This is a genomic window from Pseudomonas sp. HT11 (genome assembly GCF_044875395.1).
GTDB lineage: Bacteria > Pseudomonadota > Gammaproteobacteria > Pseudomonadales > Pseudomonadaceae > Aquipseudomonas.
Genome location: NZ_CP173217.1, coordinates 4,923,332 through 4,936,846 on the forward strand (window position 1 = coordinate 4,923,332; position 13,515 = coordinate 4,936,846).

The window sequence follows — 13,515 nt, forward strand, 5'->3', positions numbered from 1 at the left end:
ATTTTACGCACGGTGCCACGCCCGCGAGACTGGCGCAAACCCAACGGAGTCGCCTTTGATGAAACTGTATTTTTCCCCCAACGCCTGTTCGCTCGCCCCGCATATCGTGCTGCGCGAATTGGCGCTGCCGTTCGAGCTGGTGCAGGTGAACAACCAGGCTAAAACCTTCGGCGACGGCGAAGACTTCCTGCAGATCAACCCCAAGGGCTACGTGGCGGCGCTGCAACTGGACAACGGCGATGTGCTGACCGAAGCCAGTGCCATCCTGCAATACCTGGCCGACCTCAAACCCGCCGCCCTGCTCGCCCCGGCCAATGGCAGTTGGCAACGCGTGCGGTTGCAGGAATGGCTGAACTTTATCGCCAGCGAGATTCATGGCGGGTTGGCGATTTTCTTCAACCCGGCCATTCAAGGCGAAGTGCGGGCGATGTTTGTGGCCACGCTGTTCAAGCGCTTTGCGATTCTGGTGCAGACACTGGAGCGTCAGGATTACCTGCTGGGCGAGCAGTATTCGGTGGCGGACGTGTATTTGTTTGTGGTGCTGCGTTGGGCGGGTGTCCACGCTATTGATTTGCAACAGTGGCCGGCGTTGGCGGCGTTTCAACACAGAGTGGGTGAGCGCCAGGCTGTGATCGAGGCCTTGGCTGCCGAAAATCCATGACCTGAAATGCAATCAACCCTGTGGGAGCGGGCTTGCTCGCGAATGCGGTGGGTCAGTCAGCACATGCATCAGCTGATACACCGCCTTCGCGAGCAAGCCCGCTCCCACAGTTGGTGTGCTTCGTTTCAAAGAAAGGGTTTCAAGCTGCCATTGGTGATGAACGCACTCAACGCCAGCACATCCACCGAGCCCGACCGGTCCTGATCCAGATGCGCCACTTGGCTGCGCACCGCGTCATGGACCCGCCGCGTGCCCTGCCCCAATCGCGATACACCACGCAGGTCTACCGGCGGGTCTTGTCGACCACCGCCAGCGCCTGCCCGGCGTAGTCTTCCACCCGATCGGCCACCGGCGTGTCCACCGCGGCACCGAGCCCGGTGGTTACGCCATAAATCGGCGTGCCCTCGGCCGCCAGTTTCAGCAGCAGGCGGTGGCCTTCGTCGATCCGTTGGCGCGCTTGCGCGCTGAACTGCGCCGGTGTGTCGTGCCGGGCAATGGCGAGCAGATCTGCCAACGCCAGGCCTTGGGGATCGAAGCTGATCATGCCCAGCGCAGCCGCTGGCCGATGCCCAATCGCTGGGCTTTTTCCAGCAGTGCATGGCCCAGGGCGATGTCGCTGAGGCTCAGGCCACGGTGCCAGAACAGGATGGTTTCTTCCGGGTTTTCACGGCCGGTTTTCAAGCCGGCGACAATCTGCCCAAGCTCGGCGTGCAGGGTGTCGGCACTGAGTTTGCCGGCATCGACATGCGCGCGCAGTGCGCCAAACATCCCGCCTTTGCACTGGCCCCAATCGTCCACCACCAATTTGCTCATGATGTCGGTCAGCGACAATTGCACCGCGCTCATGGTGCCGTAGGGCACGACGAAGGCGCCGGGTTTGATCCAGTCGGTGCGCAACAACGGCTCGGGCTGATCCAGGCGCGAGGCCTCGACCACGATGTCGGCGCCACGCACGGCGGACTCCCAGTCGTCGGTGACAATTACCGGCTTGCCCAAGTCCTGGCGCAGGCGTTGGGCGAAGGCTTCGCGGCTTTCGCTGCGGCGCGAATGCACGCGGATTTCCTCGAAATCGAACAGATGGTCGAGCAGCCGCACATTCCAATACGCGGTGCCGCGCGCGCCGATATGCGCCAGCACTTTGCTGTCGGGCCGGGCGAGGTATTTGGCGCCGATGGCGGTGACGGCGCCGGTGCGCATGTCAGTGATTGCCGAGGCGTCGAGGATGGCTTTGGGAATGCCGGTGGCCGGGTCCAGCAGGTTGAGGATCGCCAACTCCGACGGCAGGCCCTTGCGGTAGTTATCGACAAAGTCGCCCACCACCTTGACCCCGGCGTAACCGATGTCGCCGCCGAGCACGCCGCGCAACACGTTGAAGTGACCGTTGATGCCGCCGCCAGGAATCAGGTGAGTGCGCGGCTCGATCACCGCCTCGCCACGGCCCTGAAGCGCCAGGCTGGCCTGGATGGCAGTGAGGATTTCCTCGTTGGACAGGTTGAGCGCGTCGATGTCCAGGCCGTTGAGAAAGTCGATGTAGATCGGTTGCATGGTCTGCTCACTGATGGGAGGTTTTAGAGCTGGTTGTGCCGAGCGGGCTTTCTGTGGCAAGTGGGCCTCCTGTGGCGAGCGGGCTTGTTGTGGCGAGCGGGCTTGCCCCGCGTTGGGCTGCGAAGCGGCCCCATTCCAGACCTGCGCGCGTCCCCTGACATACTGCGGTGAATGGTTTTGGGGCTGCTGCGCAGCCCAACGCGGGGCAAGCCCGCTCGCCACAACAGCCCCGCTCGCCACGGGAAGCCCGGTCGCTCACAGGAGGCTTGCTGGCCGCAGGATTCAGGGGGCCTTGAACACGATCTGCTGCACATCGACCTTCTTCGGGATCAGGCCATTGGCAAAAAACAGGTCGGCAGTGCGTTGCTGGTTGGCGATGTCGACGGCTTCCAGCGGACGAATCGGCGCAGGTGAGCGGTGTTCGAAGTAGCTTTTAACCACCGCCGGTGGCAGGCCCAGGGTCTTGGCCATCAGCGCAATGCTTTGCTCGGGTTGGTCCAGGGACAGGCGCTGGGCCTTGGCCAGGGTGTTGATAATCGTGCCAACCGCTTGCGGGTGCTGCTTGGCAAACGGGCTGCTGACCACAAAGAAACTGCCCGCCGGGTTGAGGCCTTGGCCATCGCCCAGCACGCGGGCGGAACCGTCGACCACGGCCGCGGAGTAATACGGGTCCCACACTACCCAGGCGTCGACCTTGCCTTGTTCAAACGCGGCACGGCCATCGGACGGCGACAGGTACACCACGTCGACATCCTTCCACTGCAAACCGGCGCGCAGCAGGCTCTTGAGGAACAGGTTGTGTGCGCTGGAACCCTTGAGCAGCGCCACGCGCTTGCCCTTGAGCTCGGCCACGCTCTGAATTGTGCTGGCTTTGGGCACCAACACCGCTTCGGTCTTGCCCTCGTTCGGCTCGACTGCGAAGTACTGCAAATCAATGCCGGCGGCCTGGGCGAAGATCGGCGGGATGTCGCCGATGTTGCCGATGTCCAGGCTGCCGCCGTTCAGTGCTTCGATCAGCGGCGGGCCGCCAAGGAATTCGATCCATTGCACCTGGGTGCCGGGCAGCGCGTCTTCAAACAACTTGTGCTCGCGGGCCAGCACCATGCTCACCGAGCTTTTCTGGTAGCCGATGCGCAACGTGGAAGGTTCGGCGGCGAGCACATGGCTGGCCACCAGCGAAAGAACCACAACAGCGAGGGCTTTGAGCATCAGAGGGCTCCCTTGAGCTTGGCCGCGACATCCGCCGGCACCCATTGCTGCCAGACGTTCGGCTGCTCTTTGAGGAACGCCAGCGCGACCTGGCGTGGCTGTTCACGTTTCTCGCTCATCTGCGCAAGGATGCCGTTGAGCAGGTCGATCGGCAGGTCGACTTTTTCAAAGAACGTGACCAGTTGCGGGTACTGCGCCTTGAACGGCGCCGACACGCCAATCGCCAGGTGCGCCGGCATCGAACGGGTGCCGATGGGGTGCGGGTTATTGGCGTCGGCCAGGGTTTTCCAGGCCTCGGCGTTGAACGGCGGTTCTTCCAGTTTGATCAGCTTGAAACGCCCCAGCAGCGGGGTGGGCGACCAGTAGTAGAACAACACCGGTTTGCCGCGGCGGATCGACGACGCCACTTCGGCATCCAGCGCCGCGCCGGAGCCGGTGCGGAAGTTGACGAAGGTGTCAGTCAGGGCATACGCCTTGAGCTTCTGGCTGTTGACGATTTCCGAGGTCCAGCCGGTGGGGCTGTTGAGAAAGCGGCCTTTGCTTGGGTCTTCGGGGTCGCGGAACACGTCCTTGTAGCGCGCAAGATCAGCGACCGACTTGAGGTCCGGCGCCAGGGGTTTGATGCCGCGCTCGGCGTCGCCCTTGATCACGTATTCCGGCACCCACCAGCCTTCGGTGGCGCCTTTGACCGTGTCGCCCAGGCCGAACACTTTGCCTTCGCCTTCGGCCTTGACCCACGCCGGACTGCGCCCGGCCCACTCTTCGCCGATCACTTGAATGTCGTCCTTGGCCAGCGCGGCCTCCAGGCTCACGGTGCTGCCGGGCAAGGTGTCGGTGGGCAGGCCGTAGCCTTTTTCGACGATCAGGCGCAGCACTTCGGTGATCAGGCTGCCGCTTTCCCAGGTGATGTCGCCGAAGTGGATCGGTTTGACGGCGTCGGCGGCGTGGGCCGGGTGGGCCAGGACGGTCAGTGCCAGCAGCGAACCACCGAGCAGGTTTTTTAGTGTTTTCATGAGTAGCCTCTTGGAGATTCGATTCACAACGCATTCAAAGTGGGCAGGGTCACTGAGTGAAGCCTTCAGGCCGCATTGACGGTTACCCACAACCCGGTGCGGCGGGTGATGTGGATCGGCAAGGTGCGCGCCAGGGTGTCGAGGATTTGCTGCGGGTTGTCCAGCCGATAAAGGCCGCTGACGCGCAAGCCGGCGACTGACGGGTCCAGGCGCAACACGCCACGGTGATAGGGCCGCAACGCGTCGATGACTTCCGCCAACGGGCGGTCGCGCACTTGCAGCAAGCCATCGATCCACGCCGTGGCGCCGGCCGAACTGACCCGCACCGGGCCGAAGCCGGCACGGTCGAAATGCACTTCAAGGCCGGCAGCGAGTGGCAGGCAACGGTTGAGCGCGCGGGCCATGTAGTCGCTGACCGAGCGTTGGGAAATCCCCAGTTCGGCGGCGATCTCGGGATACGTCAGGCCATTGAGTTGCGACAGCAGGAACGTCGCCTTGACCTTGGCCGGCAAGCCGTCGAGCAACTGGTCGATGGCCTGCAAGGCTTCGAGCATGTGCGCCAGGTCTTCGGGAGACGGCGCGGTGCAGGCTTCGTCGTTGTCCAGGGCATCGAGATACGCGCGCTCCAGATCGCGCCGGCGCCACAGCTGGTACATCAGGCGCTGGGCGATGGTGGTGAGCAAGGCGCGGGGCTGGCGTATCGGCACCACGCCTGGCGAACTCAGCAGTTGGACGAAGGTGTCGGCGGCGATGTCTTCGGCGTGGGCACGCGAATCGAGATGGCGGTGCAAACGGCTGCACAGCCAGTCGTAATGACTGCGGAACAATCCGCCCACGTAATCGCTGTGAGAAGTGTCGGCGCCGGACATAGTGGCTCCATCTGAGTAGGTTGCGCGTTATGTCCGGTGTTCCGGTGGAGCGATCCTAGCAAGGCTGCTTATTCTTTAATAATATTTAAAAGGTATTTTTATATAACCTTATTGAAGCTTCGAATAACCCGCGTTGACCGCCTGTTGCTGGTAATCCAACAGCACGCGGTAGTCGTCTTCGCGGGCGGGCAGCACTTGCTGGATACCCAGCGTGTCGACCACCTGCGGTAAATCCTGCAACGCCAGGTTCATCGCCTCGCGGATCTGCGCCACGCGTTCATCGCTCAGCGTGAGCGGCCCGATGTAAGGCAAGGTCGGGCTCGGCGCGCTGCGGGTGACGATGCGCAGCCCCGCCACTTCCTGCGGGGCGAAACGCGCCAGGTAGTCGTAGGTGACGCTGTCGATGGCGGCGAGGTCGGCAAGGTTTTCGCGCAGCCAGCGCAGACTTTCACGGTGGGCGCCGCTGATGCCGACGCTGGCAAAGAAACGGCCGCCGCGCTGCAACGGCGCGAGGCGTTCGCGCAGCAGGTTCATGCCGCTGTTGGAGTCATGGCCGTTGATCACGCCACGGCTGTGGTAGAAGTCCGCCAGCGCGGTGCGCGGGTTGTCGTCGCGGGTGAGCAGCAGGCTGCAATGTGCGCCCTGGCTGCTGTGGGCCAACTCGTAGCGTGGGCGACCGATCACGCGCACCTGGCCGCGCAGTTGGGTCATCAGCGGATAGCCGCAGGTTTGCGTGACGAGCAGTTCGGGCGCCAGCCACAGGCCGTGCAGGTCGAGGTGGTCGGCGTTGCGGCGGCTCAGGTTCAGACGCTCGACTATCCGCGCCAACCACTGCTGGTTGGCGCGCTGCACCGCTTCGGGGGCGACGTACATCAGCAGTTCGGCGTAGTGATCACGCATGGGCGTCTCTCAGGCAAAAGGGTGCCGGGGGCTGTCGATGGCCTTGAGGCCGTGGCGGCTGATCAACTGGCCATAGCCCTGCACCACAAACCCGCCGCTGCGCGCCACCCATTGTTCGCGGCGGGCGCGGTAGACGGTGGGCAGCAAGTACCAGGGCAGTTTCGGCAAGTCATGGTGCACCAGGTGCAGGTTGTTGTTGAGGAACAGCCAGGTCCAGGGCCAGGCCGCTTCGTTGAGGACGGTGCGCTGTTCCGGCTGCCGGTGTGGACGGTGCTCATAGTAGGAACGGATCGACGCCAGCGACAAGGCCGGCACGCTGACCAGCAGCAGGTAATGCCACACCGGCAGTGCGCTGCAGTGGGCGATTAAGCTCAGCATCAATAGGGTCACCACGCCGTGAGCCAGCCACATCGGCCACACGTGGGGCAAGCGTTGAAGCTCATGACGCGCCAGTCGGCCAATTGCCAACGGCGCCGCGAGCAGGAACCGGCCGAGCACGGTTTTGGTCAACCAATGCACGCGGCGTTTGAGCAACGAGCTGTTGTCCCATTGCGACTGGTTGAGGTAGCGGCTTTCCGGGTCGATGCCCGGCAGCGTCAGGTCTTCATCGTTGTGGTGCAACAAATGGCTTTCGCGGTACAGCGTGTAGGGATACCACACGGCAAATGGCGCATAGCCGAGCAATTTGTTCACAAGAAGCGAGCGGGTGGGATGGCCGTGCAGTAATTCGTGTTGCACCGACAGCCACAGCGTCACCAACGGGATCAGCAGCAGGGTGCTCAGCCACAGGCCCAGCCATTGACTGGCGAGCATCACGGCGAACCAGCCTGTGTACACGCCGATCAGCAACAGCCAGGTCGGCCATTCGGTTCGGGCGGTAAAACGGTGCACCAGGGCTTCGATTTCCCGGCGCTGGGTCAGATCAAGGTAGTTGGCCATCGGCAGCTCAGAGCAGGTGTTTCCTGCTCTGTGCATTGAGGCTCGAAAATCTTGCAGACCGTTTGGTTCTAAGCTTGTAACTCAGTGACCGAACAGGCCTGTGTCGGACTTCTTGGCTTTTTTGTCGGCGCGTTTTTCATCGGCAGTTTTTGCCGGTTTCTTCTTCGCGGCTTTCTTTGAATCCATACCTTTGGCCATGATGCATGCTCAACTGAAGGGGATGTAACAGTGGGTATACCACCTATTGCCGGGCAGAAGGCGCTTATAATCCCCGGCCCTTGATATTGCTCGCTTGAAGACCATGCCCGAACTGCACCTCGAACCGCTGGCAGCGCCCCTGTGGCCGCTGCTCAACAAGTTTTACCGTAGCCATGATTCGTCGATGAAAGCCATCAAAGGTGGGCGTTTATGGGTGGCGCGTGACGGCGAAATCGTGGCTGGGTTGTGCCTGAGCCCGGTGGTGGGTGGGCAGTGGCTGACCGGGGTGTTTGTGGACCCCGCGTATCGCGGCAACGGGTTGGCGGCGCGGCTGATTCTGCAGGCTGTGGCCGAGGTGGAAGGCACAGTCTGGCTGCTGTGCCATCCGGATCTGGAAGGTGTGTACCAGCGCATGGGCTTCACTCAGGACACGGTGCTGCCACAATCGCTCAGCGAGCGGCTGGTGCGCTACAAACGCAATAAACCCATGATCGCCATGGGGCTTATAACCAAGGGTGAGGTGCACCTCGGATAATGTGTGATCGCCCGGCAGAGGGCCCATGCTAGCCTCGACGGCACAGTGGCCCCTTACAGGATGATCATGAAAACGACGCTTGCAGCTTTGTCCCTCACCGCCCTGCTCGTTCCAACGCTCAGCCAGGCAGCCGACGCACCGATTACCGCCAAGCAGTACGCCAGCGTGCTCGCCGGCAGCTGGCGCGACCCGGTCAACAGCGCGCGCGATGTTTACCGTCATCCGCAGCAAACGTTGGAATTCTTTGGCCTGGGCGCCCAGCAGACGGTGATCGAAATCACCCCGGGCGGCGGCTGGTACAGCGAGGTGCTGGCGCCGTTGCTCAAGGACCATGGGCATTACGTGGCCGCCGTGCAGGCTGCGAGCAGCAGTGCTTACGCCGCGACGTCCGAACAGAACCTGAAAAAGAAATTCGCCGCCGACCCTGCGCGTTATGCCAAGGCCGCGGTAGTCGAGTTCGATCCCAAGGCGCCGGTGTTCGGTAAGCCTGTTTCGGCCGATGCCGTACTGACCTTTCGCAATGTGCATAACTGGGTTGACGCGGGCACCGCGCCGGCCACCTTCAGCGCGTTCTACACGGTGCTCAAGCCCGGTGGGGTGCTGGGGGTGGAAGATCATCGGGCCAAGGACGGGGCGGATCTGGAAGCGATCAAGGACAGTGGTTACCTGACCACCGCGCAGGTGGTGAAGCTGGCAACGGACGCCGGGTTCAAGCTGGCGGGGCAAAGCGAGGTGAATGCCAACCCGAAGGACACCAAGGATTACCCCGGTGGGGTATGGACCTTGCCGCCGGCATTGAAGTTGGGTGAGCAGGACAAAGCCAGGTATGTGGCGATTGGCGAGTCGGATCGGATGACGTTGCGGTTTGTGAAACCGGCTAAATAACCAGCTCCGAACACAAAACCAAGGTGGGAGCTGGCTTGCCTGCGATGGCGGCGTGAGCGCCACAGTGATGTTGGCTGACCCACCGCCATCGCAGGCAAGCCAGCTCCCACATTTTTTATCTCAGTGCCTGAGTACTACTCGTCAGCCTTCGGATCCATGTCCGGAAACATCACTTCGATAAACCCGAACTTGCTGAAGTCGGTAATCCGCGAGGGATACAACCGGCCGATCAGGTGATCGCATTCATGCTGCACCACGCGCGCATGGAAACCCTCGGCGATGCGTGTGATCGGCTCGCCCTTAGGGTCGAAACCCTCGTAGCGAATCTGCTGATAACGGTCTACCGCACCACGCAGGCCGGGCACGGACAGGCAACCTTCATAGCCCTCTTCCACCACCGGGCTGAGCGGGGTGATCAACGGGTTGATCAGGATGGTCTGCGGCACCGGTGGCGCATCCGGGTAACGCTCGCTGGCCTCGAAACCAAAGATCACCAGTTGCAGATCGACGCCGATCTGCGGTGCGGCCAGGCCAACGCCGCCGACGTGCTCCATGGTCTGGAACATGTCGTCAATCAACTGCCAAAGCTCGGGGCTGTCGAACATTTCCGGCGGAACCGGCGGTGCAATACGCAGCAGGCGCTCATCGCCCATTTTCAGGATTTCACGGATCATCGATCAGGCTCAATGGGTGTGGGCTTGGAGTGGTCCCGGCCTAGGCCTGAGACGTGCTGTTTTTCATCCGTGTCAGAAACGTGTTCGGCGGGTTCATCGAACTCTTTTTCTCCCGGGTCCTTGCCTTCAGTCGACATGTGTTCGATCACGGCATTCATCTCCGCGCCCAGCAGCAGCACCGCGGCGGAAATATAGAAGTACAGGAGCAGGACGATGATCGCACCGATACTGCCATACATGGCGTTGTAGTCGGCGAAGGTTTTAACGTAGTAGCCAAAGCCCAGGGAAGCAACGATCCACACCACCACGGCGAGCACCGAGCCTGGCGTGATGAAGCGGAATTTCTGCTCCACATCGGGCATCACGTAATACATGAGGGCCACGGCGAACATCAGCAAAATCACGATCAGCGGCCAGCGCAGGATGGTCCACAAGGTCACAACGAATTCCTGCATGCCGATCTGCCCGGCGAGCCACTCCATCACCTGCGGGCCAAGCACCATCAAGGCGGCGGCGGCGAGCAGCATGCCGGCGATGCCGACGGTGTAGAACACCGAGAGCGGGAAGCGCTTCCAGATCGGACGGCCTTCGACCACATCGTAGGCGGCGTTCATCGCGCTCATCATCAGCCGTACACCGGCGGAGGCGGTCCACAGGGCGATCACGATACCCACGGAGAGCAAGCCACCCTTGGACTGCTGCAACTGGTCGATCACCGGGTTGACCTGCTCCAGCGCCTGGGGCGGCAGCACCAGTTCCGATTGCATGCGCAGCCAGGTGAAGAAGTCCGGCAGGTGCAGGAAACCGATCAGGGCGATGAGGAACAGCAGGAAGGGAAACAACGAGAACAGCATCTGGTAGGCCAGTGCCGAGGCATAGGTGGGCATTTCGTCATCGACGAATTCCTTGACGGTGCGCACCAGCACCTTATGCAGGGGTAAACCTTGTAATACCGGAAAAATCATAGCGTCTCCTTTCGCCGCAAAAGGGTGAGGTCGTGGGCGACTCAGGGGCCGTTTTCTACATCAAAAGTAGCCTACTTGGCGACTTTGAAACAATTACCAGATTTTAGTTGCAGCATCTGACATAAAAACGGCCATCCGTGGATGGCCGTCGGGCTGCACGCATACAGCCAGCGATTCAGACTTACTTGGTGGCTTTTTTTACCGCATCTTTGGTGTCGCCCACCGCTTTCTGCACTTCGCCTTTCTTTTCTTGAACCACGCCTTCGGCGCGCAGCTTGTCGTTGCCAGTCACTTTGCCAACACCTTGCTTGACGTTGCCGACGGCTTCGTTAGCCAAACCTTTTGCCTTATCCGATGTGCTGCTCATGGTATTTCTCCTGGAACAATCGAGGTTTTTGGTCATTACGTAGAGATTGACCCGAGGCTGTTCGGCAGAGTTTCAATTATTTTTCGACCGGCATTTCATCGCCGCCTGCAGGTTTGGCTTTATGTTTTGTAGCCAACCCACGAGAATGCCCCGCACATTCAGGCTATAACGCTGAATAACAGATCCCGTAGGAAGGTTATGAAACTCAATAAAGCACAGGCTATCGCCCGCAGAAACCAGGAACTGGGCGGTGCCGTACTCGGCCTCAACAACTGCCACTTCACCGACCTGGACCGCAAACGCAACATCTGGTGGTTCGACCTGCCGGTAGGCCGTATTGCCGTGGGCCAGTACGAGTGGATTCACCTGTTGATGCACAACGCCGAGTCCGACCAGTTGCTGCACCTGAAGGTGCCGACAGCATTTTTGCGTGAAAAACTTGAAGGCCTGGTGGTGCGCAATGCAGGCAAGCGCAGCCCTGAGATCACTCTGGAGCTGAGCGCGGACAAGGACTCGTTCCTCACCGATGTGCGCCCGGCGGGTGCGGGTGTGAGCTTCGCGCAGTTTGCGGTGTAAGCACTCGGTGAAACAGTGTGGGAGCTGGCTTGCCTGCGATAGCGGTAGGTCAGTCACATTACATTGACAGTTACGCCGCTATCGCAGGCAAGCCAGCTCCCACAGGGATAGTGTTTCGCCAGCAACAGGCCATAAAAAAACCCCGCAATTGCGGGGTTTTTTATTGGGTTACTTTTTCAGGCCGAGCTTCTTCAGCTCTTCATCACGCAACTCACGTCGCAGGATCTTGCCCACGTTGGTGGTCGGCAACGCATCACGGAACTCAACGGCCTTGGGCACCTTGTAGCCGGTGACATTGGCGCGCATGTGCTCCATCACCTGGTCTTTGGTCAGGGTGGCACCGGGCTTGACCACGATGAAGATCTTGATGTGCTCACCGGATTTTTCATCCGGCACGCCGATGGCCGCGCACTGCAGCACGCCCGGCAAGGTTGCCAGCACGTCTTCCAGCTCGTTGGGATAGACGTTGAAGCCGGAGACCAGAATCATGTCTTTCTTGCGGTCGACGATGCGCATGTAGCCGTCAGGCTGGATGATCGCGATGTCACCGGTCTTCAACCAGCCTTCGCTGTCGAGGATTTCGGCGGTGGCGTCTTCGCGCTGCCAGTAGCCCTTCATCACTTGCGGGCCTTTGACGCACAGTTCGCCGATTTCACCGAGGGCCAGCTCGACGCCGTCATCGGTGATAACTTTGCACACGGTCGATGGCACCGGAATGCCGATGGTGCCGATCTGAATGTTCTGAATCGGATTGACCGTCGCCACCGGGCTGGTTTCGGTCATGCCGTAGCCTTCGCAGATGTTGCAACCGGTCACGTCTTTCCAACGTTCGGCCGCAGCCAGTTGCAGCGCCATGCCGCCGGACAGGGTGACTTTCAGCGCAGAGAAGTCCAGCTTGCGGAAGCCTTCGTTGTTGCACAGCGCCACGAACAACGTGTTGAGGCCGACAAAGCCGCTGAACTTCCACTTCGACAGTTCCTTGACCATCGCCGGCAAGTCGCGCGGGTTGCTGATCAGGATGTTGTGGTTGCCGATCAGCATCATCGCCATGCAATGAAAGGTGAAGGCATAGATGTGGTACAGCGGCAGCGGCGTGATCAGGATTTCGCAACCTTCGTTGAGGTTGGAGCCCATCAGCGCTTTGCACTGCAGCATGTTGGCGACCAGGTTGCGGTGGGTGAGCATCGCGCCCTTGGCCACGCCGGTGGTGCCGCCGGTGTATTGCAGCACGGCAACATCGCTGCTGGCCGGGCTGGCATCATTGACCGCTTGGCCGTGCCCCTTGGCCAGCACGTCGTTGAACTTGATCGCCTTGGGCAAGTGATAGGCCGGGACCATTTTCTTCACGTACTTGATGACGCTGTTGATCAGCAGGCGCTTGAACGGCGACAACAGGTCGGCGACTTCGGTGACGATCACGTGTTTGACGGCGGTCTTGGGCACGACTTTTTCAGCCAGGTGCGCCATGTTCGCCAGGCAGACCAGGGCCTTGGCCCCGGAATCATTGAATTGGTGTTCCATTTCCCGCGCGGTATACAGCGGGTTGGTGTTGACCACGATCAGGCCGGCACGGATGGCGCCGAACACCGCAACCGGGTATTGCAGGACATTGGGCAGTTGCACGGCGATGCGATCGCCAGGCTTCAAGTCGGTATGTTGTTGCAGGTAAGCGGCGAAAGCACCGGACAATTCGTACAGTTCACCGTAGGTGATTGTTTTGCCCAGGTTGCTGAAAGCCGGCTTGTCGGCGAAGCGCTGGCAGGACTGTTTCAGTACCGCCTGAATATTTGGATACTCGTCTGGATTGATGTCTGCAGCAATCCCGGCGGGGTACTTATCCTTCCAAAAGTCTTCGTTCATGGAAGCCCACTCCTCAGCGACGCGAATTCATCATCGCATTTGATGCGATTATTATTGGTGTGTGTTTTTTTAAAGGTGAGTCTGGCGCTTTCAAGCAGGCCGAGAAGTCACAAAGCGCGCCGAGAGTAGCAGCTTTGCCAAGGGCCGCCTAGAGCCAAAAGGGGCCCCTACGGTCATAAACATGACTGTCCTACAATATTTGGTCACACTTTAAGCAGCGATGAAATATCCCAGCAAAAGGCTCTGGAATAGGGTTTTCAGGGCAGTAAATAACAATGGGGGAGGAGGCTTGCCGCCGATGGCGGTGTTTCAGCCAACA

General features: G+C 60.7%; 16 protein-coding genes. 4 read left to right on the forward strand and 12 right to left on the reverse strand.

Annotated features, from left to right (window positions below; genetic code table 11):
• Positions 1–58: 58 nt before the first annotated feature.
• The gene (gene gstA / locus ABWL43_RS22760) at positions 59–661 is read left to right on the forward strand and encodes a glutathione transferase GstA (protein ID WP_404484515.1); all 603 of its coding nucleotides are present in this window, start codon (positions 59–61) and stop codon (positions 659–661) included.
• A gap of 125 nt (positions 662–786) precedes the next feature.
• Here gstA and ABWL43_RS22765 read toward each other — a convergent pair whose 3' ends face one another.
• The 8 genes from ABWL43_RS22765 to ABWL43_RS22800 form a co-directional block, all read right to left on the reverse strand.
• The gene (locus ABWL43_RS22765) at positions 787–924 is read right to left on the reverse strand and encodes a hypothetical protein (RefSeq protein WP_404484518.1); all 138 of its coding nucleotides are present in this window, start codon (positions 922–924) and stop codon (positions 787–789) included.
• 20 nt (positions 925–944) lie between these two features.
• Positions 945–1,205 carry an aromatic amino acid lyase gene (locus ABWL43_RS22770; RefSeq protein WP_404484521.1) on the reverse strand — a complete coding sequence of 87 codons (261 nt, stop codon included), beginning with the start codon at positions 1,203–1,205 and terminating at the stop codon, positions 945–947.
• Complete coding sequence (locus tag ABWL43_RS22775) at positions 1,202–2,206, reverse strand: ornithine cyclodeaminase family protein (RefSeq protein WP_404484523.1); 1,005 nt, start codon at positions 2,204–2,206, stop codon at positions 1,202–1,204. Before ABWL43_RS22775 ends, ABWL43_RS22770 begins: the two co-directional genes overlap by 4 nt.
• 282 nt (positions 2,207–2,488) lie before the next feature.
• Positions 2,489–3,415: an aliphatic sulfonate ABC transporter substrate-binding protein gene (locus tag ABWL43_RS22780; protein ID WP_404484526.1), complete on the reverse strand. Its 927-nt coding sequence runs from the start codon at positions 3,413–3,415 to the stop codon at positions 2,489–2,491.
• Positions 3,415–4,428, reverse strand: coding sequence for an ABC transporter substrate-binding protein (locus ABWL43_RS22785; RefSeq protein WP_404484529.1), 1,014 nt, complete (start codon positions 4,426–4,428; stop codon positions 3,415–3,417). The genes ABWL43_RS22780 and ABWL43_RS22785 overlap by 1 nt, the downstream gene beginning before the upstream one ends.
• Before the next feature lie 65 nt (positions 4,429–4,493).
• Positions 4,494–5,297, reverse strand: coding sequence for a sigma-70 family RNA polymerase sigma factor (locus tag ABWL43_RS22790; RefSeq protein ID WP_404484531.1), 804 nt, complete (start codon positions 5,295–5,297; stop codon positions 4,494–4,496).
• A gap of 108 nt (positions 5,298–5,405) precedes the next feature.
• Positions 5,406–6,197: a phosphate/phosphite/phosphonate ABC transporter substrate-binding protein gene (locus ABWL43_RS22795; protein ID WP_404484534.1), complete on the reverse strand. Its 792-nt coding sequence runs from the start codon at positions 6,195–6,197 to the stop codon at positions 5,406–5,408.
• A gap of 9 nt (positions 6,198–6,206) precedes the next feature.
• Complete coding sequence (locus ABWL43_RS22800; protein ID WP_404484537.1) at positions 6,207–7,136, reverse strand: fatty acid desaturase; 930 nt, start codon at positions 7,134–7,136, stop codon at positions 6,207–6,209.
• Positions 7,137–7,437: 301 nt separating this feature from the next.
• Here ABWL43_RS22800 and ABWL43_RS22805 point away from each other — a divergent pair, with 301 nt between their 5' ends.
• Both ABWL43_RS22805 and ABWL43_RS22810 read left to right on the forward strand, forming a co-directional pair.
• Complete coding sequence (locus ABWL43_RS22805) at positions 7,438–7,869, forward strand: GNAT family N-acetyltransferase (RefSeq protein ID WP_145159499.1); 432 nt, start codon at positions 7,438–7,440, stop codon at positions 7,867–7,869.
• A 66-nt stretch (positions 7,870–7,935) separates the two neighbouring features.
• On the forward strand, positions 7,936–8,754 hold the full coding sequence (locus tag ABWL43_RS22810) for a class I SAM-dependent methyltransferase (protein ID WP_404484540.1): 819 nt from the start codon (positions 7,936–7,938) through the stop codon (positions 8,752–8,754).
• A gap of 134 nt (positions 8,755–8,888) precedes the next feature.
• On the opposite strand, the gene def is transcribed toward ABWL43_RS22810, so the two are convergent.
• The 3 genes from def to ABWL43_RS22825 all read right to left on the reverse strand — a co-directional run bounded on the left by def (position 8,889) and on the right by ABWL43_RS22825 (position 10,760).
• The gene (def, locus tag ABWL43_RS22815; protein WP_145159503.1) at positions 8,889–9,428 is read right to left on the reverse strand and encodes a peptide deformylase; all 540 of its coding nucleotides are present in this window, start codon (positions 9,426–9,428) and stop codon (positions 8,889–8,891) included.
• Positions 9,425–10,393 (reverse strand): YihY/virulence factor BrkB family protein, encoded by a 969-nt coding sequence (locus tag ABWL43_RS22820; RefSeq protein ID WP_262210425.1) that lies wholly within the window; start codon positions 10,391–10,393, stop codon positions 9,425–9,427. The genes def and ABWL43_RS22820 overlap by 4 nt, the downstream gene beginning before the upstream one ends.
• 181 nt (positions 10,394–10,574) lie before the next feature.
• Complete coding sequence (locus ABWL43_RS22825; RefSeq protein ID WP_076015848.1) at positions 10,575–10,760, reverse strand: CsbD family protein; 186 nt, start codon at positions 10,758–10,760, stop codon at positions 10,575–10,577.
• A 198-nt stretch (positions 10,761–10,958) separates the two neighbouring features.
• Between ABWL43_RS22825 and ABWL43_RS22830 the strand changes: the two genes are divergently transcribed.
• Positions 10,959–11,336, forward strand: a complete 378-nt coding sequence (locus ABWL43_RS22830) for a hypothetical protein (protein WP_106578452.1) — start codon at positions 10,959–10,961, stop codon at positions 11,334–11,336.
• A 168-nt stretch (positions 11,337–11,504) separates the two neighbouring features.
• On the opposite strand, the gene fadD1 is transcribed toward ABWL43_RS22830, so the two are convergent.
• A complete protein-coding gene (gene fadD1 / locus ABWL43_RS22835; protein ID WP_145159507.1) occupies positions 11,505–13,196 on the reverse strand; it encodes a long-chain-fatty-acid--CoA ligase FadD1 in 1,692 nt (563 codons plus the stop codon).
• Positions 13,197–13,515 lie beyond the last annotated feature (319 nt).

What these genes read in the sequence shown, in the direction of transcription:
- gstA (WP_404484515.1), top strand. Translation starts at nt 59, where the DNA reads ATGAAACTGTATTTTTCCCCCAACGCCTGTTCGCTCGCCCCGCATATC.
- ABWL43_RS22770 (WP_404484521.1), bottom strand. Translation starts at nt 1,205, where the DNA reads ATGATCAGCTTCGATCCCCAAGGCCTGGCGTTGGCAGATCTGCTCGCC.
- ABWL43_RS22775 (WP_404484523.1), bottom strand. Translation starts at nt 2,206, where the DNA reads ATGCAACCGATCTACATCGACTTTCTCAACGGCCTGGACATCGACGCG.
- ABWL43_RS22780 (WP_404484526.1), bottom strand. Translation starts at nt 3,415, where the DNA reads ATGCTCAAAGCCCTCGCTGTTGTGGTTCTTTCGCTGGTGGCCAGCCAT.
- ABWL43_RS22785 (WP_404484529.1), bottom strand. Translation starts at nt 4,428, where the DNA reads ATGAAAACACTAAAAAACCTGCTCGGTGGTTCGCTGCTGGCACTGACC.
- ABWL43_RS22790 (WP_404484531.1), bottom strand. Translation starts at nt 5,297, where the DNA reads ATGTCCGGCGCCGACACTTCTCACAGCGATTACGTGGGCGGATTGTTC.
- ABWL43_RS22795 (WP_404484534.1), bottom strand. Translation starts at nt 6,197, where the DNA reads ATGCGTGATCACTACGCCGAACTGCTGATGTACGTCGCCCCCGAAGCG.
- ABWL43_RS22800 (WP_404484537.1), bottom strand. Translation starts at nt 7,136, where the DNA reads ATGGCCAACTACCTTGATCTGACCCAGCGCCGGGAAATCGAAGCCCTG.
- ABWL43_RS22805 (WP_145159499.1), top strand. Translation starts at nt 7,438, where the DNA reads ATGCCCGAACTGCACCTCGAACCGCTGGCAGCGCCCCTGTGGCCGCTG.
- ABWL43_RS22810 (WP_404484540.1), top strand. Translation starts at nt 7,936, where the DNA reads ATGAAAACGACGCTTGCAGCTTTGTCCCTCACCGCCCTGCTCGTTCCA.
- def (WP_145159503.1), bottom strand. Translation starts at nt 9,428, where the DNA reads ATGATCCGTGAAATCCTGAAAATGGGCGATGAGCGCCTGCTGCGTATT.
- ABWL43_RS22820 (WP_262210425.1), bottom strand. Translation starts at nt 10,393, where the DNA reads ATGATTTTTCCGGTATTACAAGGTTTACCCCTGCATAAGGTGCTGGTG.
- ABWL43_RS22825 (WP_076015848.1), bottom strand. Translation starts at nt 10,760, where the DNA reads ATGAGCAGCACATCGGATAAGGCAAAAGGTTTGGCTAACGAAGCCGTC.
- ABWL43_RS22830 (WP_106578452.1), top strand. Translation starts at nt 10,959, where the DNA reads ATGAAACTCAATAAAGCACAGGCTATCGCCCGCAGAAACCAGGAACTG.
- fadD1 (WP_145159507.1), bottom strand. Translation starts at nt 13,196, where the DNA reads ATGAACGAAGACTTTTGGAAGGATAAGTACCCCGCCGGGATTGCTGCA.